Genomic DNA, 21,085 nt, shown 5'->3' with positions numbered 1-21,085 from the left:
AGCGGCGACCCCGCGGCGCCCGCGCGGCATCCCCTAGATGAGTAAGTCCGAAGTCTTCAGGGTGCAAAGGCGCGAGGGCCTCGTTGTTTGTGTGTGACGACAAACCTCAAGGCCCTCGCGACAGCACTCTACGTGAAGATCGATGACTGTCTGGCAGGATCGCGGCGCTCAGGACGCCCGCCCCGACTGTCGGACGCCGAACTGCTGACGCTGGCGGTCATGCAGGCACTGCTCGGCTTCGTCTCCGAGGCCAGATGGCTGCGCTACACCCGCACCCACCTGTCGGCCGAGTTCCCCTACCTGCCCGGCCAGTCCGGCTACAACAAACGCCTACGCGCCGCGAACACCCTGATCAGCCGCTTCATCCGCACACTGGCCCGCGACAGCGACCTGTGGCACGACGACGTGTGGGTCGTGGACTCCACACCGGTGGAATGCGCCCGCTCCCGCCCGACGGCCAAACGCTCCGACCTGGCCGGATGGGCCGGCTACGGCTACTGCCCCTCGCACTCACGGTTCTTCTGGGGCCTGCGTCTGCACCTGATGTGCACCCCCGGCGGACTGCCCATCGCCTGGGCTCTGGCCAACCCCAAGGTCGACGAACGCGAAATCCTGGCCGACATGCTCACCCGCGACCCCGACCTGCCGGCCACCCACCCCGGGCAGACCATCATCGGCGACAAGGGCTACGTCTCCCACCAGCTCGACGCCCACCTGGCGCAGCTGGGCCCGACCCTGATCAGACCCAGCTACCGCAACCGCAAACCCCGCCCCGACGAGCACCTGCTCAAGCCGATCCGGCAGCTCATCGAGTCCGTCAACGACACCCTCAAAGGCCAACTCGACCTCGAACGCCACGGCGCCAGAACACCAGAAGGAGTCCTGGCCCGCATCGGCCAACGCATCCTCGCCCTGACCACCGCCATCTGGCACAACCGCAACACCGGAAGCCCCATCACCAGATCACTGATCGCCTACGACCACTAACCCCCAGACTTCGGACTTACTCGTCTAGGGGTCGGATCGGGGTGCGCTCAGGCGGGTCTCGGGGTGGCCGAGGCTAGTCGCGATCTATCGCGTCTGTGTACGGTGGGACGGTGGATGAACCGGTCGAGGAATCGCAGCCCCAGAAGCAGCCGCAGGCCCCCGGGACGGCCGCGGAGCAGGCCGCTCCGGCGCCCGCGCACACCGTCCCCGCCACCCCCGCCGTCCCCGCCGCCTCCGCTGCCCCCACCGCCCTCGCCGAGGGCGACCTGCGCGCCTCGGACGCCGACCGGGACCGCGTCGCCGACATCCTGCGCGAGGCGCTCGCCGAGGGACGGCTCGACGCCGGGGAGCACGCGGAGCGGATCGAGCGGGCGTACGCCGCCAAGACCGTCGGCCAACTCCAGCCGCTGGTACGGGACCTGCCGGTGGGCCGGGCCGCGGCCCCCACGCCCGCGCCGGCCGCGCCGCGCACGTACACCCCCGACCCCAGCGGCGAGAACCCGAATCTGGTCGGCATCCTCAGCGGCGCCACCCGCAAGGGCCGCTGGCGGGTCGGCCACCGGATCAACGCGGTCGCGATCATGGGCGGCGTGGAGATCGACCTGTCGGAAGCGACCTTCACCGCGCCGGAGTTGGTGATCCACTGCACCGCGATCATGGGCGGGGTCAGCATCAGGCTCCCGGAGAACGTCACGCTGCGTGGCAGCGGTGTGATCGGGATCATGGGCGGCTCGGACATCCAGTCGCTGGAGGCGACGGACCCGGACGCTCCGGTGGTACGGATCGACGGCGTCGCGTTCTGCGGCGGCGTGGAGGCGAAGGCGAAGCGCGGCAAGAAGGTCAAGGACTGGACGAAGAAACGCCTGGCGGACTGACGCACGGCCGCAGATCCTCCCGCCACGACCACAGTTGAGCACAAGCGAGCGCAAGTGAACGGGCGTGCACGGCGGTGAACACGGTGCGCATGAAGTCGCGTACAGCGGGTAGGGGATGGAGCACGCCGCCGCGCCGGCAGCTCCGGCACACCTGACGCCGGTACCGGTCGGCGACGCGGCAAGCGTGGCCATCGCCGAGCCGTCGTCAGGAGTTTCCCGTGCTTCAACCGATCGAGCCCGCCACGGACCCCTCCCTCCCGCCAGGACACCCGCGGGATCTGGGCGGCCCCTGGCACTCGGAGGCCGCCTGCCGGAGTGACGAGGCGGGGCTGTTCTTCGCCCCGTCCAAGGAGCCCACCGCCGCCCGGCTGTCCCGCGAGGAGGCCGCCAAGCGCGTCTGCGCCCGCTGCCCGGTGATGCTCGAATGCCGCGAGCACGCCCTGCTGCAGCCCGAGCCGTACGGCGTGTGGGGCGGGATGACGGCCGCCGAGCGCCGGGTGGTGCTGGCCCGCAGGCGCCGCCGCGAACTCGAACTCCAGCGCCCCGCAGCGGGCATAGCCGCCGCGGGCTGACCACTGACCCGCTCCCCCTCCGCCGGACACCGGGAATACGGGGCCCGGGCCGGGCGGCGGAGGGGAAACGGGTCAGTGCGTCGAACCGGTGCGGCACAGACCGGTGCGGCACAGACCGGTGCGGCTCAGACCGGTGCGGCTCAGACCGCGCGGCACAGACCGGGCGGCACAGACCGGTGGGGCTCAGTTCGCCCGGTCGAAGTCGATCGCGCTGTACGCCCGCAGCTTGGACAGCCGGTGCACGGAGTCGATCTGCCGGATCGTGCCGGACTTCGACCGCATCACCAGGGACGAGGTGGTCGCGGTCTCGGCGCGGTAGCGCACGCCGCGCAGCAGCTCGCCGTCGGTGATGCCGGTCGCGACGAAGAAGACGTTCTCGCCGCTGACCAGGTCCTCGGTGAACAGCACCCGGTCCAGGTCGTGCCCGGCGTCCAGCGCCTTGCGCCGCTCGGCGTCGTCCTTGGGCCACAGCCGGCCCTGGATGGAGCCGCCCAGGCAGGCCATCGCGCACGCGGCGATGATGCCCTCCGGGGTGCCGCCGATGCCCATCAGCATGTCCACCCCGGTGTGCTCGCGGGCGGCCATCACCGCGCCCGCCACGTCGCCGTCGGAGATGAACTTGATCCGGGCGCCGGCCTCGCGCAGCTCGCGCACCAGCTCATCGTGGCGCGGCCGGTCGAGCACCACCACGGTGACGTCCTCCGGCGCGCCGCCCTTGGCCTTGGCGACCCGGCGCACGTTCACCGCGGGCGGCGCGGTGATGTCCACGAACTCCGCGGCCTCCGGGCCCACCACCAGCTTGTCCATGTAGAAGACGGCCGACGGGTCGTACATCGAACCGCGCTCGGCGGCGGCCAGCACGGACACCGCGTTCGGCATGCCCTTGGCGGTCAGCGTGGTGCCGTCCACGGGGTCCACGGCCACGTCGACCTCGGCGCCGGTGCCGTCGCCGATCCGTTCGCCGTTGAACAGCATCGGCGCCTCGTCCTTCTCGCCTTCGCCGATCACCACGACGCCGTTCATCGACACGGTGTGCACCAGGGTGCGCATCGCCTTGACGGCCGCGCCGTCGGCGCCGTTCTTGTCGCCCCGGCCGACCCAGCGGCCGGCCGCCATCGCGGCGGCCTCGGTGACCCGGACGAGTTCCAGGGCGAGGTTGCGGTCGGGGGCCTCCGGGCTCACTTCGAGTTGCGGGGGCAGATGCTGGTCGGTCATCGCAGCGCACCTTCCTGTACGAGGACGGCCGTAGATATGAGGGTGCTACGACCCTATCGGCTGGTTGCGAGTCTGAGCAGGATGCGCGTCACATGAGCGGGTACCCCGGCGGGCCGGAGGCAACCGGGCATGGGGGACGATAGGGGCGTGGCAGCAGACAAGCGCGGCAGCAAGACGGTGCGGGACCTGATCCTCTCCCTGGTGGTCCTGGGTGTCGTGGTGTCCGCGATCTACCTGTTCATCCCGCACGACTCGCACGCCGACCCGGTGAAGGTGGTCCCGTTCTCGGTGGAGCTGGGGCAGGCGCGGCGCGACGCGCCCTACCCGGTGGCCGGCCCGGAGGGCCTCGGCGCGGACTGGCGGTCCACCTCGGTGACGTACAGCGACTCCGACCCGCAGAACGTGACCTGGCACATCGGCTTCGTCGACCCGTCCCAGCAGTACGTGGCGGTGGAGCAGAGCAACGCGGCGACCGCTCCGTTCGTCTCCTCGGTCACCATGGGCGGCCACCGCGACGGCGCCCGTACGGTCCCGGTGGCCGGTGTGGCGTGGCAGCGCTGGACCGGTGGCCGGTACAGCGCGCTGGTGCGGGTGGAGACCGGCCGCACCACGGTCGTCATGGGCACCGCGTCGCAGGCCCGGCTCGTGCAGATGGCCGCCGCGCTCAAGGAGCGCGGCGGCCGTCCGAAGGCTGCGTCGTAGGCGCGGGCGCCCGCACGGGCGCCCGAGGCGCCGGGCGGGTCAGACGGTGGTGACGACCTCGTCGTACGCCAGGCGCGGGGAGCGCGGGAACCAGGCGTCCGGGCCCGGCTTGCCGATGTTCACCACGGCCAGCACGGAGTGGTCGCCCTCGGGGAAGAACTCCTTGTTCAGCGCCTCGGCGTCGAAGCCGGTCATCGGGCCGGCCGCCAGGCCCGCCGCGCGCACGCCGATGATGAAGTAGCCGACCTGGATGCTGCCGTTGAAGTGCGCGGACTTCTCCCGGACCGGGCGCTCGGCGAAGATGACGTCCTTGGCCTGCGGATAGTGCGGGAACTGGACCGGCAGCTCCTCGTGGAACTCGTTGTCCGCGGCGAGGATCGCCACCAGCGGCGCGGCGGCGGTCTTCTGCTTGTTGCCGTCCGCCATGTGCCGGACCAGCCGCTCGCGCGCCTCGGGGCTCCTGACCAGCACGATCCGCAGCGGCTGCTGGTTCATCGAGGTGGGGGCGTACTTCACCAGGTCGTACACGGCCTGGATCTGCTCGTCGGTCACCGGCTCGTCGGTGAACGTGTTCGCGGTACGGGCCTCGCGGAACAGCAGGTCCTGCGCGGCACTGTCGAGGGCGAGCGTCATGGGGGTTCCTCATCGGTCGTGGTGGACGCCTTACGTCAGGCTCCAACCTAGATGAGAGTTCAACCATTCCCGCCACCTATGTGACCTGCTCCACATCCGGCCGCCCCCGTTCCCGCCGGCCGCGCCTGTTGTGAGCGGCCCCCGGGAGCCGCTCGGAACACTCCGGCCGCGGGGAGCACTCTTATAGGTATGGACGACACGAGCGCAACGGCGGCAGGCCAGGACTTTCCCGCGGGCGGCGCCCCCGGCGCGGACTTCAGGACCGAGCACGACTCGATGGGCGAGGTGCGGGTGCCGCGCGAGGCCCGCTGGGGCGCGCAGACCCAGCGGGCGGTGCAGAACTTCCCGATCTCGGGCCGGCGGATCGAGCGCGCCCACATCGAGGCGCTGGCCCGGATCAAGGCCGCCGCCGCCCGGGTGAACGGCGACCTCGGCGTGCTGGACGCGGACCTCGCCGAGGCGATCCGCGCCGCGGCCGAGGAGGTCGCGGGCGGCGCGTGGGACGCGCACTTCCCGGTCGACGTCTTCCAGACCGGCTCGGGCACCTCGTCCAACATGAACGCCAACGAGGTGATCGCCTCGCTCGCCGCCGAGCGGCTCGGCCGCCCGGTGCACCCGAACGACCACGTCAACGCCTCGCAGTCGTCCAACGACGTGTTCCCCTCCAGCATCCACATCGCCGCCACCGCCGCCGTCACCCGCGACCTGATCCCGGCCCTCGACCACCTGGCCACGGCGCTGGAGGCGAAGTCCGAGGAGTTCGCGGAGGTGGTCAAGGCCGGCCGCACCCACCTGATGGACGCCACACCGGTGACGCTGGGCCAGGAGTTCGGCGGCTACGCGGCGCAGGTCAGGTACGGCATCGAACGACTGGAGTCGGTGCTGCCGCGGCTGGCCGAGCTGCCGCTGGGCGGCACCGCGGTCGGCACCGGCATCAACACCCCGCCCGGGTTCCCCGCCGCGGTGATCGCCGAGGTCGCCGCCGCCACCGGACTGCCGCTGACCGAGGCCCGCAACCACTTCGAGGCGCAGGGCGCGCGCGACGCGATCGTGGAGGCGTCGGGCCAGCTGCGCACCATCGCGGTCGGCCTCACCAAGATCGCCAACGACCTGCGCTGGATGTCCTCCGGGCCGCGTACCGGACTCGCCGAGATCAGCCTGCCGGACCTGCAGCCCGGCTCCTCGATCATGCCGGGCAAGGTCAACCCGGTGGTCCCCGAGGCCGTCCTGATGGTCGCCGCGCAGGTCGCCGGGAACGACACGACGATCGCGGTGGCCGGCGCGGCCGGCAACTTCGAGCTGAACGTGATGCTGCCGGTGATCGCCCGCAACATGCTGGAGTCGATCAGGCTGCTGGCGAACGTCACCCGGCTGCTCGCCGACCGCACGATCGGCGGAATCACCGCGCACGCCGAGCGGGCCAGGGAGTACGCCGAGTCCTCCCCGTCCGTGGTCACCCCGCTCAACCGCCACATCGGCTACGAGGAGGCCGCGAAGGTCGCCAAGAAGGCGCTGGCCGAGCGGAAGACCATCCGCGAGGTCGTGGTCGAGGGGGGCTACCTCGAACGCGGCGAGCTGACCGAGCAACAGCTGGACGAGGCGCTCGACGTGCTGCGGATGACCCGTCCGTGACCGCGCCGGTCCACCCGTACGGGCCGCGTGTGCCGCACGCACATGACCCGTACGGGCCGCGTGTGCCGCACGCACATGACCCGTTCGGGCACCGTCCGTCACCACCGCTTCCGTAAACTCCCGTCATGACAGCGCACACCGGCCGCCGCCCGCCCACGCCGCAGTTCTGGACCCCCGGCACGCAGGTGCTGTGGCGCTACCGGGGGAACGGCACCGGCGCCGTCCACATCTGCCGCCCGGTCACGGTGGTCCGCGACGACGCCGAGCTGCTCGCGGTGTGGATGGCCCCGGACACGCCGGTGGTCCGGCCGGCGATGGCCGACGGCACGCCGGTGCACCGGGAGCCGCTGGAGACCCGCTACGTCAAGCCGCACGTGCCGCACGTCACACGCTGGTGGGGTACCGGTGTGCTGAAGCTGGCGCGGCCCGGTGAGCCCTGGTCGGTGTGGCTGTTCTGGGACGCCGGGTGGCAGTTCCGCAGCTGGTACGTGAACCTGGAGGAGCCGCTGCGGCGCTGGGCAGGCGGAGTGGACTCGGAGGACCACTTCCTGGACATCTCCGTGCGCCCGGACCGCAGCTGGGACTGGCGGGACGAGGACGAGTTCGCGCAGGCGCAGGCCGACGGCCTGATGCCGGCCGAGCTGGCGGCCCGGGTGCGGCGGGCCGGCCAGCGGGCGGTGGAGGTGATCCAGGCGTGGGGACCGCCGTTCCGCGACCACTGGGAGGACTGGCGGCCGGACCCGGCGTGGCCGCTGCCCGCGCTGCCCGCGGACTGGGACCGCGCGCCCGAGCCGGCCCGGGTCTGAGACGCGCCGGCGCGCGCCGGGTGCGCCCCGAATGGGCGGAGCCTCTTGTGGGGCCCCCGACCGTTAACCGTAGGATCGTCCTCCGGAACACAGCGCATCCGCAGCACTGCACAATTGTCAATCGCGGCCTAGAGTTTGACGCCACGTCACCGCCGGGCGTACGAACCGAGCCGCGTACCGCCCAGCACGCCAGTCCGCACGGTCGGCGCCACCACCCCTGGCGCCGCGTCGACGATCAGCCAGGGAGGACCTGAGCAGTGGGTACCGGCGGCAACGAGAACGGCCCCGAGGACGACCTCGCGGGTCTCGACGGCGATCTCGCGGGCCTGGACGGCGACCTCGCGGGCGCCCCGCCGCAGTGGGGCGGCACGCGGAACCGGGACGGCCAGGCCGAGGCGTTCGACGCCATCGGCGACCGCTACGACGAGGCGTTCCCGCACAAGGAGGGCCAGGTCGACGGCGGCGGCTGGCTGACCGCGTCGCTGCCGGCCGGCGCGCGGGTGCTCGACGTCGGCTGCGGCACCGGGCTGCCGACCGCCCGGCAGCTCGCCGACGCGGGCCTGCGGGTGACCGGCGTCGACCTGTCGCCCGGCATGCTCGCCCTGGCCCGGCGCAACGTCCCGGAGGCCGAGCTGGTCCGCGGCGACATCGCCGACCTGGCGGACGGCCTGGTCCAGGGGCCCTTCGCCGGCGCCACGGCGTTCTTCTCGCTGCTGATGCTGCCGCGCGCGGAGATCCCCGGCGCGCTGGAGTCGATCAGGGACCTGCTGGAGCCCGGCGGGCTGCTCGCGCTCAGCATGGTCGAGGCCGACGTGGACGACATGGCGATCCCGTTCCTCGGCAACACGATCCGGGTATCCGGTTACTTGCGGGACGAACTGCGCCATGTCGTGACGGACGCGGGCTTCGACGTGATCAAGGAGGAGTCGTACGTGTACGCGCCGGCGAGCACCGACGTGCCGCCGGAGGAGCAGATCTTCCTCTACTGCCGACGCGCCTGACCTGGCCAGGCCCGAGCCCGGCGCGCCACGGCGCGGCCGGCGCACCGACGGATGGAACCGACTCGCGTGACCACGGACCCGCCCCACACACCCGCCGCGCCCCCGCTCGGCTCCCCGGACCCCCAGGAGTCTCCCGGCTCCCGGGGCCCGCGGGGGTCGAGGGGCCCGGCGGACCCCCGCCGTGCCCGGGAACCGCGTGGCGCGGCCGCCGCGCCCCCGGAGGAGTCCGCGCGGGCCGGCGACTCCCCGCACGAGTCCTCCGCCGACCCCGCACACCCCCGCCCCCGCACGGCGGGCACGGATGCGCCGTATGGTGACCCAGTGGCCGGATCAGGGACGGCGGAGCCGCCGGGCGCGGGGCGTCCGCAGCGCGCGCCCGCCAGCGGGCAGCCCGCGGACGGGGACGACGCGGCGGCGCGCCCGCACGCGGACCCTCCGCGCGGCGGATCTTCGCATGCCGAGGACCCCCACGACCGCGGCCGCGACGACGCGCGGGACGGCGACGAGCCGGGCCGCGACCGCCGCTCGCCGCACGCGGCCGGCCCCTACGGCCACGACGACGGGACGGCCGGACCCGCGCAGGACGCGGTGACCGAGCCGCCCGGCTACGACCGGCCCGCGCCGTACGCGGAACCCTCGCCGTACACCGGGCAGGACGCGTACCAGGAGACGTACGGCGAGCACGGCCCGTACGGCGGACAGGGCCCCTACGGCCCGTACGGCGGGCGCGAGGGCCGGGGCGGCGGGCCGGGCGCACCGGGAGCCGCCGGGGCGCACGGAGCGGACGGGCCGCGCGGCGCCCGCGAGCCGGCCGGGCCGGGCGACGACCGCCCGCGGGGGGACGCCCGCGCGGGCCACGGGACACGGAGGGCGCAGGGGACCCGAGGGCCCCGGGCAGCCCGAGGGAGCGAAGGGGGCGACGCGGTGGCGCAGTCGTTCGTGAGCACGCCGCCGCGGGGGACGCCGGTCGACGCGAGCCACATCGGGGACGAGGACTCGGTCGGGATGCGCATCCCGATGCCCGCACAGACCGGCCCGGAGGCCGACCGGCTGCGCTACGTGGGCGCGGCCACCCGGCGGATCGCCCGCGGCCTGGACCTGGACGAGATTTTGCTGGGCCTGTGCCGTTCCGCGGTGCCCGCCTTCGCCGACGCGATCCTGGTCTACCTGCGCGATCCGCTGCCGGTCGGCGACGAACGGCCCAGCGGGCCGCTGCGGCTGCGGCTGCGGCGCTCCGACGGCGGTCTGGACGGGCCCGACCCGGCCGGCGACCAGCCGGTGGGCGCGGTCGGCCCGCCGCTGCCCTCGCTCGAACCGGCCTACGGCTCCGAGCCGATCGGCGTGCTGCTCGACGGGCCGCTGGCGGAGGTGCTGCGCGGGGTGCGGCCGGTGTTCGCGGACTCGCCGCGGGCCGCGGCGGCGCTGGCCGAGCTGCTCGGCAACCCCGAGGGCCCGCTGCCCACCGGCCGCCGCGCGCTGCTCGCGCCGCTGCGCGGCCGGCGCCGGGTGATCGGCGCGGCGGTGCTGCTGCGCCGCCCCGACCGGCCCGCCTTCGAGGCCGACGACCTGCTGGTGGCCGCGCAGCTGGCCACGCACACCGCGCTCGGCGTCGACAAGGCGGTGCTCTACGGCCGCGAGGCGTACATCGCCGACGCGCTGCAGCGCGAGATGCTGCCGGACTCGCTGCCCCAGCCCACCGGCGTACGGCTGGCCAGCCGCTACCTGCCGGCCGCGGAGTCCGCGCGGGTCGGCGGCGACTGGTACGACGCGATCCCGCTGCCCGGCAGCCGCGTCGCGCTGGTGGTCGGCGACGTCATGGGCCACTCGATGACCTCGGCCGCGATCATGGGTCAGCTGCGCACCACCGTGCAGACCCTCGCCGGGCTCGACCTCGCCCCGCAGGAGGTCCTCTACCACCTGGACGAGCAGGCCCAGCGGCTCGGCCAGGACCGGATGGCCACCTGCGTCTACGCGGTCTACGACCCGATCGCCCACCGCCTGGTCGTGGCCAACGCCGGCCATCCGCCGCCCGTCCTGCTGCACGCGGACGGCCTCGCGGAGGTGCTGCGGGTGCCGCCGGGCGCGCCGATCGGCGTCGGCGGGGTGCCGTTCGAGGCGGTCGAGCTGCCCGCGCCGGCCGGTGCGACGCTGCTGCTCTACACCGACGGCCTGGTGGAGTCCCGCAGCCGCGACGTGTGGGGCGGCATCGAGCTGCTGCGCGAGCGTCTGCACGACGCGGCGACCGTGGTGTCCCCGCCGCCGCTGGAGCCGCTGTGCGACGAGGTGCTGGAGATCCTCGGCCCCGGCGACCGCGACGACGACATCGCGCTGCTGGCCGCGCGGTTCGACGGGATCGCGCCGAGCGACGTCGCGTACTGGTTCCTGGAGCCCCAGGCCCAGACCGCCGGCCGGGCCCGCCGCCTGATCCGCCAGGCGCTGCGCCGCTGGGAGCTGGAGGACCAGGTCGACGCGGCCGAACTCCTGGTCAGCGAGATCGTCACCAACGCGGTCCGCTACGCCGAACGGCCCATCACCCTGCGCCTCCTGCGCACCGACGTGCTGCGCTGCGAAGTCGGCGACGACGCGCCGCTGCTGCCCCGGATGCGGCACGCCGCCCCCGAGGAGGAGGGCGGCCGAGGGCTCTACCTGGTCAACCGGATGGCCCAACGCTGGGGCGCCACCCGTCTGGGCGCGGGCAAGGTCGTCTGGTTCGAGCTGCCGCTGTAGGGCGCGAGCGCTGCGGCCGGGGCCGAGCTGATCCCGGCTCCGGGAGGCTGCGCGCCGCCACGCCGCGGGGCCGCGCGGGCGCGGCCGCCCCGACGTGCCGCGGGCCCGCAGCGGTGCGATGGTGGGTGGCGTCGCGCGGTGTCGGGCGGGGGCTGGACGCAGCCTCGGGGCAGGTGCGGACGTCCCGTGCCCCGGGGCTGCAGCGCGCGGCGGGGGCGGCGTCGGCGGGCGGTCGCGGCCGTCGGCTTCCGGCCGGGGCGTGCGCGCCAGGTCAGGCCGCGCGGCCGGTGATCGACCAGCGGACGGCGTAGGACGCGGCCCCGAGCGCGAGGACCGCCGCGCCGGACAGGACCGCGGGGACGGGGAGCGCGAAGGCCAGGGCGGCGCAGCCGGCCGCGCCGAGGACGGGGACGGCCGGCGGCGGCCGCCGTTCGGCGCGGGTGAGGGTGAGCGCCGCGGCGTTGGCGATCGCGTAGTAGGCCAGGACGCCGAACGAGGAGAAGCCGATCGCGCCGCGCAGGTCGGCGGTGGCCGCGAGGACCGCCGCGACCGCGCCCACCGCGAGGGCGGCGCGGTGCGGCACCCGGAACCGCGGGTGCACCGCCGCCAGCGCGTGCGGCAGGTGGCGGTCGCGCGCCATCGCCAGCGTCGTGCGGGACACGCCGAGGATCAGCGCCAGCAGCGACCCGAGTGCGGCCAGCGTCGCGCCGACCCGGACCAGCGGCGCGAGGCCCGGCGCCCCGGCCGCCCGGGCCGCCGCGGCCAGCGGCGCCGCCGCGCCCGCCAGCCGGTCGGGCCCGAGCACGGCGACGGTCGCCGCGGCCACCGCCGCGTACACCGCCAGGGCGATGCCCAGCGCCAGCGGGATCGCGCGCGGGATCGTGCGGCCCGGGTCGCGCACCTCCTCGCCCAGCGTCGCGATGCGGGCGTAGCCGGCGAAGGCGAAGAAGAGCAGCCCGGCCGCGCGCAGCACGCCGCCCGGCCCGGTCCCGCCGCCGGCCCGCAGCCGCCCCGCGCGGGCCTCGCCCCCGGCCAGGCAGACCGCGACGACGGCCACCAGCACGGCGAGGACCGCGGCGACCAGCGCCCGGGTCAGCCACGCGGACTTCTGCACCCCGGCGCAGTCGACGGCGGTCAGCGCGGCGACCGCCGCCACGGCCGCCAGGTGCGGGTGGGCCGGCCAGGCGTAGGAGCCCGCGGTCAGCGCCATCGCCGCGCACGACGCGGTCTTGCCGACCACGAACGCCCAGCCGGCGAGGTAGCCCCAGAACGGCCCGAGCCGCTCGCGGCCGTACACGTAGGTGCCGCCGGACTGCGGGTGCCGTGCGGCGAGCCGGGCGGAGGACGTGGCGTTGCAGTACGCGACCAGCGCGGCGAGCGCGAGCGCGGGCAGCAGCCCGGGCCGGCCGCGGCCGCCGCGGGGGCCAGCGCGGCGAAGATCCCGGCGCCGATCATCGCCCCGAGCCCGACCACCACCGCGTCGAACACCCCGAGCCGCCGCACGAGTCCGGCGCCGGGCCCGGCCCGGTCCGCCGCTCCCCGCCGGCCGGCCGACTCCCCGCCGGCTCCTCGTGTCGCGTCCCCACCTGACTGCCACCTCCCGGGCGTGCCCGGCCGGTCCGCCGCCTCCGGGGCGGTCCGCACAGTAGGCCCGGCAAATGAACGGACGGGGTACCCACAGCCTCCGTACGGTGGACGCAGGGCGTATGCACCAGGGGTATACACGCGATGTATACCCCTGGTGTAGTGTGCGCCGCATGTCCATCGGCCACACCCTCCTCGGACTTTTGGAGTCCGGGCCGCGCCACGGTTACGACCTCAAGCGCGCTTTCGACGAACGCTTCGGACACGACCGGCCGCTCGCCTACGGCCAGGTCTACTCGACGATGGCCCGGCTGCTGAAGAGCGGTCTGGTCGAGGTCGACGGGACAGAGCCGGGCGGCGGGCCCGAGCGCAAGCGGTACGCGATCACCGACGCCGGCGTCACGGACGTCGAGAGCTGGCTGGCGCAGCCGGAGAAGCCGGAGCCGTACCTCCGGACCACGCTCTACACCAAGGTCGTGCTGGCGCTGCTCACCGGGCGCTCGGCCGCGGACCTGCTGGACACCCAGCGGGCCGAGCACCTGCGGCTGATGCGCGAGCTGACCCGGCGCAAGAGCGGCGGCGACCTCGCGGACCAGCTGATCTGCGACCACGCGCTGTTCCACCTGGAAGCCGACCTGCGGTGGCTGGAGCTGACCGCGGCCCGCCTGGACCAGCTGGCCGCGGCGGTGACGGCGTGACCGCGGGGGCGGGCGGAGCCGCGGCCGCGACCTGACCGCGATGTCCGACGGGGAGCGCGGCGCGCTGCGGCGCGGCGGTCGTCGGGGTGACGCCGCTCAGCCTGCCGCCGCTGTGGCGGCTGACGCGGGCGGACGGGCTGCGCACGGAGCAACGCACGGGTGTGACGCGCCGTCGGATACGGGCGCGGGGGGCTCGTGCCCGACGGCGCGTCAGACCTCGGCGTCGGCGGGCTCGGTCGGGGTGCCGGGGCCGGCTTTCGGGCCGGGAGCGGCTTTCGGGCCGGGGGCGCCGTCAGGGGTGTCCGCGGAGGCGCCGGACTCGGGACCGGCGCCGGGCTCGGCGTCAGGGCCGGCGCCGGTCGCGGTGCCGGCGCCCGTCGCGGTGCCGGTCGCGGTGCCGGCGTCCGCCGCGGCGTCGGTCGCGGTCTTGGTTTCGGACGCGGTCTTGGTTTCGGCGCCGGGCGCGGTGTCCTGACCGTCCGTCGCCGCGTCCGCCGCGTGGTCCGCGTGCTCCGCGCGGTCCGAACTCCCGGCGGTCTTCTTCGCCTCGGCCGGTCGGCCCGCCGCACCACCGGAGCCGGAACCCGCGTCAGAGCCGGCCCCGGAAGCCGTACCGGAACCGGAGTCTCCGGGCTCCTCGCCGGCGCCCGCCGTGAGCGCCGCCGCGCCGCCGCCGGCCAGCATCGCGTCCGCGCCGGCCCGGCCCACCTTCTGGTACGCGCGCAGGTAGGCGACGACCGTGTTCGCGACGGCGGCCAGCGGCACCGCGACCACCGCGCCGCCGATGCCGGCGATCAGCGAGCCCGCCGCGACCGACAGCACGACCGCGAGCGGGTGCACCCGCACCGCCCGGCCCAGGATGAACGGCTGCAGGATGTGCCCCTCGATCTGCTGCACCGCGAGCACCACGCCCAGCACCAGCAGCGCGCTGAACGGCCCCTCGGTGACCAGCGCGACGACCACCGCGATCGCGCCCGACGCCACCGCGCCGACCAGCGGCACGAACGACGACAGGAAGATCACCACGGCCAGCGGCACCGCCATCGGCACCCCGAGGAAGAAGATGCCGACGCCGATGCAGATCGCGTCGATCAGCGCGACGATGACCGTGCCGCGCACGTAGTGGGTGAGGGTCGACCAGGCCCGCGGGCCGGCCCCGGACAGCGCGTCCCGGGCCGGCTCGGGGAACAGCCGCAGCACCCAGTTCCAGATGTTGGGGCCGTCGTAGAGCAGGAAGATCGTGCTGAACATCGCCAGCAGCATGCCGGTCAGCAGGTCGACGATGAAGGTGACGCCCTGCAGGCCGGCGTCGGTGAGCTGCTTGGTGTTGTGGCTGAGCGCGTTGCTGAGGTTGTTGGCGATCTGGTTGATCTGGTCGTCGGTGACGTGGAAGGGGCTGTTGAGCAGCCACTTCTTGCCCTCGGAGATGCCGTCCTGGAGGCGGCTGGACAGGGTGTCGACGTTGTCCATCACCTGCCACACCACGAACCAGCCGACCAGGCCCATCACGATGAAGCCGCCGACGCACACCATCGCGGTGGCCAGGCCGCGCGGCACCCCGGCGCGCTTGAGCCGGGCCACGAACGGCTGGAGCAGCGCGGTGATGAGCAGTCCGGCGACGAAGGCGAGGACCACCAGCTGGACCGCGCCGATCACCCGCATCAGCACCCAGACCGTGCCGGCCAGCACCAGCAGCCGCCAGCCGACCTCGGCGGAGACCCGCATGCTCCACGGCACCGCGGCGACCGGGTCGCGCGGCGCGGCCCGCTGGGCGGGCACGACGGCCCGGCCCGCGGCGGGCGCCGGCGCCCCGGCGGACCCGGCGGACCCGGCGGCGGAGTCCGCGGCGGCGGACGGGTGGTCGGGGTGGGCGCCGCGGCCGGGGCCGGCCCCCGGCGCGGGGTCGCCGTCGGCGCCGGGACCGCCGGGGTCGGCAGGGGTCCCGCCGCGCGGGGCCGGCGGCCGGTCGGCGTAGACGTCGTCGGGGAGATCGGGGAGAGCGGCGCGGGCCCGCGCGGCGCTGACGGCGGCCTGCCGCTGCTCGATGCGTCCGGCGAGGTCCGCCAACCCGCGCGCCAATGCGGCGCTCCAGTGGCGCTTGTCCGGCATGGTGCTCTCCCCTGACCCCTCAGCCGTCCGTGGCAGCGCCTGCTGTGGCACTGCTGTGGAGGACGACGTTACCGGGAGGAGGGGTTGCCCCGGTCGGCGGAGTGCGAGCGGCCGGCGGTACGTCGTACCGCCGGCCGTGTCGTGCGTGCTCCTCGGGGAGCAGGGTGAGCCGCGTGTCCGCCGGGCCGCCCGGTGCGGGGGTGCCGCCGGCGGCGAGCGGAGCGCTCAGTACGAGCTGTGGGCCTGCCAGTAGTCCCAGGCGCCGCAGGGGCTGCCGTACCGGCTGTTCATGTAGTTCAGGCCCCACTTGATCTGGGTGGCCGGGTTGGTCCGCCAGTCGGAGGCCACCGACGCCATCTTGCTGCCGGGGTTGGCCTGCACCAGACCGTACGCGCCCGACGAGGGGTTGACGGCCAGGTAGTTCCAGCCGCTCTCGCGCGTCACGATGTTGGAGAAGCAGGCGAACTGCCCGCTGCCCACGATCTGCTGGGCCATCGCCTTGACCTCGGCGACGGTGTACGACGACTGGGTGGGGAAGCTGGCGCCCGCGTCACCGGAACCCGCCTGCTCCTCCTGCTGCTTCCTCTTCGCGGCCTCGGCCGCCGCGTCGTCCGCCGCCTTCTTCTTGGCGGCGGCGTCCTTGGCGGCCTGGACTCGGGCGGCCTGCTCGGCGCTCTGGCGCGCCGTCGCGTCCGCGGCGTCGGACTGAGCGAGCACCTGCTCGGTCAGCGATGCCTGCTGGACCTGCTGCCCCTCGGGGATGTCCGCGAGGAGGGTCGTCGTGCCCGCGGCTTCGACCGGCTCGCTCGGCCCGGCCTTCTGCGCGCCTGACGCGACGCCGACGACGGCGCCCACGGTGGTGACGGCGGTGGCGGAGGCCACTGCCAGTCCCCGTACCGAGATCGGGCTCACACGGTTTCCTTCCGGAGTCGCCCGCTCGGTGACCGCACGGACGCAATCTGCCCCTGACGCGGTCCCCCTGGCCGGTCCGCCGGACGGGCCGGTCGGTCACGGGGGCTCGGGCCCGGTGCGAACTCCGGTGTGGATTCCGCGTGTTGCTGCGGGCGGCTCATGGCGGCGATGTTGACTTGTGTGCGTTGCGATCCGTTGCCCGGGGGCGCGGGAGTGCCATGAGCGGGGCCTGACAGCCTCACACCCTGCCGTACGGGGACGCGCTCCGGCAATTTCCGGTTGAGTGGCAAAGCTCACACGCGGTACGCGGAGCGGAATCCCGGACAGCGGCGGCCCCAAACGCTAAGCTGCTGCGCCCCGTTCGGGGGCGCAGCAGCCGTAAATCATACGATCTGGGGACAGCTCACCCGACGCCGTCCTCCAGCATCTCGGTCACCAGCGCGGCGATCGGCGAGCGCTCGGAACGCGTCAGCGTCACATGGGCGAACAGCGGGTGGCCCTTGAGCTTCTCGACCACCGCGACCACGCCGTCGTACCGCCCCACCCGCAGGTTGTCGCGCTGCGCCACGTCGTGGGTGAGCACCACGCGCGAGCCGGCGCCGACCCGGGACAGGACGGTCAGCAGGACGTTCCGCTCCAGGGACTGGGCCTCGTCGACGATCACGAAGGCGTCGTGCAGCGAGCGGCCCCTGATGTGGGTGAGCGGCAGCACCTCCAGCATGCCGCGCGCCACCACCTCCTCGATGACCTCCTTGGTGGTCACCGCGGACAGCGTGTCGAAGACCGCCTGCGCCCACGGGCTCATCTTCTCGGCCTCGGTGCCCGGCAGGTAGCCCAGCTCCTGGCCGCCGACCGCGTACAGCGGCCGGAAGACCATCACCTTGCGGTGCTGGCGGCGCTCCAGGACCGCCTCCAGGCCCGCGCACAGGGCCAGCGCGGACTTGCCGGTGCCGGCCCGGCCGCCGAGCGAGACGATGCCGACCTCCGGGTCGAGCAGCAGGTCGAGCGCGACCCGCTGCTCGGCGCTGCGGCCGTGGATGCCGAACGCCTCGCGGTCGCCGCGCACCAGCCGGACCCGCCCGTCCTCGGTGACCCGGCCCAGCGCCTTGCCGCGCTCGGACTGGAGCACCAGGCCGGTGTGCACCGGCAGCTCGGCCGCCCCGGGCAGTGCGACGGTCTCCTGCGCGAAGAGCGCGTCCACGTCCTCGGCCGGGACCTGCAGCTCCTCCATCCCGGTCCAGCCCGAGGTGATCGCCAGCTCGGCGCGGTACTCCTCGGCCAGCAGGCCGACCGAGGACGCCTTGACCCGCAGCGGCAGGTCCTTGGAGACGACCGTGACGTCGTACCCCTCGGCCTGGAGGTTGCGGGCGACGGCGAGGATGCGCGAGTCGTTGTCGCCGAGCCGGAAGCCCGCGGGCAGCACCCCGGGGTCCGAGTGGTTCAGCTCGACCCGGAGCGTGCCGCCGATGTCGCCGATCGGGATCGGCGCGTCCAGCCTGCCGTACCTGATCCGGAACTCGTCGAGCGACCGCAGCGCCTGCCGGGCGAAGTAGCCGAGTTCCGGGTGGTGGCGCTTGGCCTCCAGCTCGGTCACCACGACGACCGGCAGCACGACCTCGTGCTCGTCGAAGCGGGTGAAGGCGCTGGGGTCGGCGAGCAGCACGCTGGTGTCGAGTACGTACGTGCGCCGGTCGTGATCACGGCGATTCTTGCTGGTCACCACGTGTGGACGAACCCCCTCGGGAGAGGTGAGTCTTGCGGTCCGGCAGCCAAGGTCCGGATGCCGGTCTGCCCTTGATATGCCCGGATCGGCCCACGCCCATGCGAATGCATATGACAGTCATCGACCGGTCACCGGCCGGTCACCGCGCGCTCACCGCCGGGTACGGCGCCCGGACGGCCCTGGTGGGGCCGCGTGCGGCGGTGGTCCCGGCCCCCGCGGGGCCCGGTGTCAGGAGCCGTAGCGGCGGTGCCGGGCGGCGTAGTCGCGCAGCGCCCGCAGGAAGTCGACCTTGCGGAAGGCCGGCCAGAAGACCTCGCAGAAGTAGTACTCCGAGTGGGCGCTCTGCCACAGCATGAACCCGGACAGCCGCTGCTCGCCCGAGGTGCGGATGACCAGGTCGGGGTCGGGCTGGCCGCGGGTGTAGAGGTGCTCGGCGATGTGCTCGACGTCGAGGATCTCGGCGAGGTCCTCGATGGAGGTGCCGCGTCCGGCGTGCTCGTGCAGCAGCGAGCGGACCGCGTCGGCGATCTCCTGCCGGCCGCCGTAGCCGACCGCCACGTTGACCAGGATGCCGGTGACCCCGTCGGTGGCCTGCTCGGCCTCCTTGAGCACCGACTGGGTCTGCGCCGGGAGCAGGTCCATGGTGCCGACGTGGTGCACCCGCCAGCGGCCGCCCGCGGCCAGCTGCGTCACCGCGTCCTCGATGATGCCGAGCAGCGGCACGAGCTCCTCGGCGGGGCGGTCCAGGTTGTCGGTGGACAGCAGCCACAGGGTGACCACCTCGACGCCGGTCTCCTCGCACCAGCCGAGCATCTCGGAGATCTTGTCCGCGCCGGCCTGGTGGCCCTGCACGGTGGTGCCGCCGGACGCCTTGGCCCAGCGCCGGTTCCCGTCCAGGATCACGCCGATGTGCTTGGGGGCCTGCGACACGTCGAGTCTGCGTTCCACCCTGCGGGAGTACAGCCCGTACACCAGGTCGCGCAGATTCATCGCGTACCAGCCCCTCCTGCGCTCGTCGCCCGGCGGCAACATTACTGCGCGAACGCCCTTGCGGACGAACCGGGGAGGAGCCGCGGAGGGGCTTGGTACACGGCTATGACGTTGCCGCGACACGCGGGGCCCGAGCCCCGCGCGGGGGCGGTGTCACCAGGTGTCCGGCGGTGTCGGACGGTGTCAGGCGGTGTACTGATACGCCGGATAGGTGAGGTAGCCCGCGTCGCCGCCCTGGTACCAGGTGGCCTCGTCGGCGGGCGCGAGCGGCAGCCCGGCGCGCAGCCGCTCGACCAGGTCGGGGTTGGCGAGGAAGCCGCGGCCGAAGCTGATCAGGTCCGCGCCGCGCGCCAGCCAGCGGTCGGCGTCCTCGCGGCCCGTCTGCCGCGGGCCCATCGGCAGCACCGGGTTGAGCACCAGCGTGCCCGGCCAGGCGCGGCGCAGCCCGAGCAGCACCTCGTCGCCGGCGGTGGCCTCCAGGTGGACGTAGGCCAGCTCCAGCCGGGCCAGTTCGGCCAGCAGCGCGGCGTACAGCTCGGGCACCTCGGTCTCCCGTACGCCCCAGAACTCCGCGCCCGGGGAGAGCCGGATGGCGGTGCGCTCCGCGCCGACCGCCTCGACGGTGGCGGCGGCCGCCTCGACGGCGAACCGGATGCGGTGGGCGACCGGGCCGCCGTAGCGGTCGGTGCGCAGGTTGGCGTTGGAGGACAGGAACTGCGAGATCAGGTAGCCGTTGGCGCCGTGCAGCTCGACCCCGTCGAAGCCGGCCTCGATCGCGCGGCGGGCGGCGTCGGCGTAGGAGGCGGCGTGCTCGGGGACCTCGGCGGTCTCCAGGGCGCGCGGCACCGGCGCGGGCTGCGGGCCGCTCGGCGTGAAGACGTCGCCGACCGCGGCCACCGCGGACGGCCCGACCGGCCGCAGCCCCGTGGTGTCCGGGTGGGAGACCCGGCCGCCGTGCATGAGCTGGGCGAAGATCCGGCCGCCGTTGGCGTGCACGGCGTCGGTGACCTGGCGCCAGGAGGCGGTCTGCTCGTCGGTGTGCAGGCCGGGCGTGCCCGGGTTGGACTGGCCGATCAGGCTCGGCTGGACGCCCTCGCTGACGATCAGGCCGGCGGTGGCGCGCTGGGCGTAGTAGGCGGCCATGGACGGCGTGGCCAGTCCGCCGGCGGCGGCCCTGACGCGGGTCATGGGGGCCATCACCAGGCGGTTGGGCAGGGTGAGGGGGCCGAGGCGGTAGGGGGTGAAGAGGGTGGGGGCGGCGGACGCGGCCGCGTCGGGCGTCGCGGGCGTCTGCGGGGACGGGGCGGTGGTCGGGGCGGTGGTCGGGGCGGGGGTCGGGGCGGTCATCGGAGAGCTGCTCCTCGGGGGTGACGTGGGCCCGTTCTCGTGGGCACGTCGGTTACGCTAAAACCTGACATCCATGTGAGGGGCAAGCGGTGTTCCGCAGGTCACAGCGGGGCCGCGGCGGCCCGCGGCGGCCGGGGAGGCGAGGAGGCGGCATGCGCATCGGAGAGCTGGCGGCCAGGACCGGGGTCAGCGTCAGATCGCTGCGGTACTACGAGGAGCAGGGCCTGCTCGTGAGCGTCCGCAGTCCCAGCGGCCAGCGGCACTACCCCGAGGCCGCGGCCGACCGGGTCGCCTTCATCCAGCGCCTGTACGCGGCGGGGCTGTCCAGCCGCACCATCCTGGAGGTGCTGCCGTGCGCGGAGTCGCCCAGCGAGGAGAACTCCGACGCGGCGCTGGCCCGGCTGGCCGAGGAGCGCGACCGGCTCTCCGCGCACATCGACGAGCTGGTCCGCACCAGGGACGCGCTCGACGCGATCACCGAGACCGCCCGCGCGTACCGCGAGAGGCTGCTCGCCCGCGAGGAGGCTGCCTCGTGCGGCGACCGGCAGGTAGTACGCGCTTGAACCGCTCGT

The 21,085-nt window shown here is 74.4% G+C and carries 16 protein-coding genes and 2 pseudogenes; 10 read left to right on the top strand and 8 right to left on the bottom strand.

The window, feature by feature from the left end; genetic code table 11:
• The first annotated feature begins 93 nt into the window (after positions 1-93).
• From VSR01_RS25740 to VSR01_RS25730, 3 genes are all read left to right on the top strand, one after another.
• Complete coding sequence (locus VSR01_RS25740; RefSeq protein ID WP_326451486.1) at positions 94-987, top strand: IS982 family transposase; 894 nt, start codon at positions 94-96, stop codon at positions 985-987.
• 110 nt (positions 988-1,097) lie between these two features.
• Positions 1,098-1,862: a DUF1707 SHOCT-like domain-containing protein gene (locus VSR01_RS25735; protein ID WP_442785539.1), complete on the top strand. Its 765-nt coding sequence runs from the start codon at positions 1,098-1,100 to the stop codon at positions 1,860-1,862.
• A 218-nt stretch (positions 1,863-2,080) separates the two neighbouring features.
• A complete protein-coding gene (locus VSR01_RS25730; RefSeq protein WP_431059414.1) occupies positions 2,081-2,434 on the top strand; it encodes a WhiB family transcriptional regulator in 354 nt (117 codons plus the stop codon).
• 183 nt (positions 2,435-2,617) lie between these two features.
• Here VSR01_RS25730 and glpX read toward each other — a convergent pair whose 3' ends face one another.
• Positions 2,618-3,649 (bottom strand): class II fructose-bisphosphatase, encoded by a 1,032-nt coding sequence (gene glpX / locus VSR01_RS25725; RefSeq protein WP_326451485.1) that lies wholly within the window; start codon positions 3,647-3,649, stop codon positions 2,618-2,620.
• A 129-nt stretch (positions 3,650-3,778) separates the two neighbouring features.
• Here glpX and VSR01_RS25720 point away from each other — a divergent pair, with 129 nt between their 5' ends.
• On the top strand, positions 3,779-4,351 hold the full coding sequence (locus VSR01_RS25720) for a DUF4245 domain-containing protein (RefSeq protein ID WP_326451484.1): 573 nt from the start codon (positions 3,779-3,781) through the stop codon (positions 4,349-4,351).
• A 39-nt stretch (positions 4,352-4,390) separates the two neighbouring features.
• Here the strand turns inward: VSR01_RS25720 and VSR01_RS25715 are convergent, their stop codons facing one another.
• A complete protein-coding gene (locus tag VSR01_RS25715; protein ID WP_326451483.1) occupies positions 4,391-4,984 on the bottom strand; it encodes a malonic semialdehyde reductase in 594 nt (197 codons plus the stop codon).
• Between the two features lie 189 nt (positions 4,985-5,173).
• Between VSR01_RS25715 and VSR01_RS25710 the strand changes: the two genes are divergently transcribed.
• The 4 genes from VSR01_RS25710 (at position 5,174) to VSR01_RS25695 (ending at position 11,150) form a co-directional block, all read left to right on the top strand.
• Positions 5,174-6,616, top strand: coding sequence for a class II fumarate hydratase (locus VSR01_RS25710; RefSeq protein ID WP_326451482.1), 1,443 nt, complete (start codon positions 5,174-5,176; stop codon positions 6,614-6,616).
• Positions 6,617-6,741: 125 nt separating this feature from the next.
• On the top strand, positions 6,742-7,422 hold the full coding sequence (gene fomD, locus VSR01_RS25705; protein WP_326451481.1) for a cytidylyl-2-hydroxypropylphosphonate hydrolase: 681 nt from the start codon (positions 6,742-6,744) through the stop codon (positions 7,420-7,422).
• A 326-nt stretch (positions 7,423-7,748) separates the two neighbouring features.
• A complete protein-coding gene (locus tag VSR01_RS25700; protein WP_326453815.1) occupies positions 7,749-8,423 on the top strand; it encodes a class I SAM-dependent DNA methyltransferase in 675 nt (224 codons plus the stop codon).
• A gap of 321 nt (positions 8,424-8,744) precedes the next feature.
• Complete coding sequence (locus VSR01_RS25695) at positions 8,745-11,150, top strand: SpoIIE family protein phosphatase (protein ID WP_326451480.1); 2,406 nt, start codon at positions 8,745-8,747, stop codon at positions 11,148-11,150.
• Positions 11,151-11,421: 271 nt separating this feature from the next.
• Here VSR01_RS25695 and VSR01_RS25690 read toward each other — a convergent pair.
• Positions 11,422-12,653 (bottom strand): annotated as a pseudogene (locus VSR01_RS25690) (APC family permease).
• A 254-nt stretch (positions 12,654-12,907) separates the two neighbouring features.
• Between VSR01_RS25690 and VSR01_RS25685 the strand changes: the two are divergent.
• Complete coding sequence (locus tag VSR01_RS25685; protein ID WP_326451479.1) at positions 12,908-13,432, top strand: PadR family transcriptional regulator; 525 nt, start codon at positions 12,908-12,910, stop codon at positions 13,430-13,432.
• 714 nt (positions 13,433-14,146) lie between these two features.
• Here the strand turns inward: VSR01_RS25685 and VSR01_RS25680 are convergent.
• From VSR01_RS25680 to VSR01_RS25660, 5 genes and pseudogenes are all read right to left on the bottom strand, one after another.
• A pseudogene (locus VSR01_RS25680) lies at positions 14,147-15,541 on the bottom strand (AI-2E family transporter); the annotation flags it as partial.
• Between the two features lie 225 nt (positions 15,542-15,766).
• Positions 15,767-16,453 carry a transglycosylase SLT domain-containing protein gene (locus VSR01_RS25675; protein ID WP_326451478.1) on the bottom strand — a complete coding sequence of 229 codons (687 nt, stop codon included), beginning with the start codon at positions 16,451-16,453 and terminating at the stop codon, positions 15,767-15,769.
• A 403-nt stretch (positions 16,454-16,856) separates the two neighbouring features.
• Entirely contained in the window at positions 16,857-18,176 is a 1,320-nt protein-coding gene (locus tag VSR01_RS25670; protein WP_326451477.1) for a PhoH family protein, read from the bottom strand.
• A 228-nt stretch (positions 18,177-18,404) separates the two neighbouring features.
• The gene (locus VSR01_RS25665) at positions 18,405-19,166 is read right to left on the bottom strand and encodes an isoprenyl transferase (protein ID WP_326451476.1); all 762 of its coding nucleotides are present in this window, start codon (positions 19,164-19,166) and stop codon (positions 18,405-18,407) included.
• Positions 19,167-19,349: 183 nt separating this feature from the next.
• Positions 19,350-20,513: an alkene reductase gene (locus VSR01_RS25660; protein WP_326451475.1), complete on the bottom strand. Its 1,164-nt coding sequence runs from the start codon at positions 20,511-20,513 to the stop codon at positions 19,350-19,352.
• Between the two features lie 152 nt (positions 20,514-20,665).
• On the opposite strand from VSR01_RS25660, the gene VSR01_RS25655 reads away from it, so the two are divergent.
• Positions 20,666-21,076 (top strand): MerR family transcriptional regulator, encoded by a 411-nt coding sequence (locus VSR01_RS25655; RefSeq protein ID WP_326451474.1) that lies wholly within the window; start codon positions 20,666-20,668, stop codon positions 21,074-21,076.
• Positions 21,077-21,085: the final 9 nt, after the last annotated feature.

This window comes from Actinacidiphila sp. DG2A-62, assembly GCF_035825295.1.
Classification (GTDB): Bacteria; Actinomycetota; Actinomycetes; order Streptomycetales; family Streptomycetaceae; genus Actinacidiphila.
This window is presented reverse-complemented; position numbering and strand designations above follow the sequence as displayed.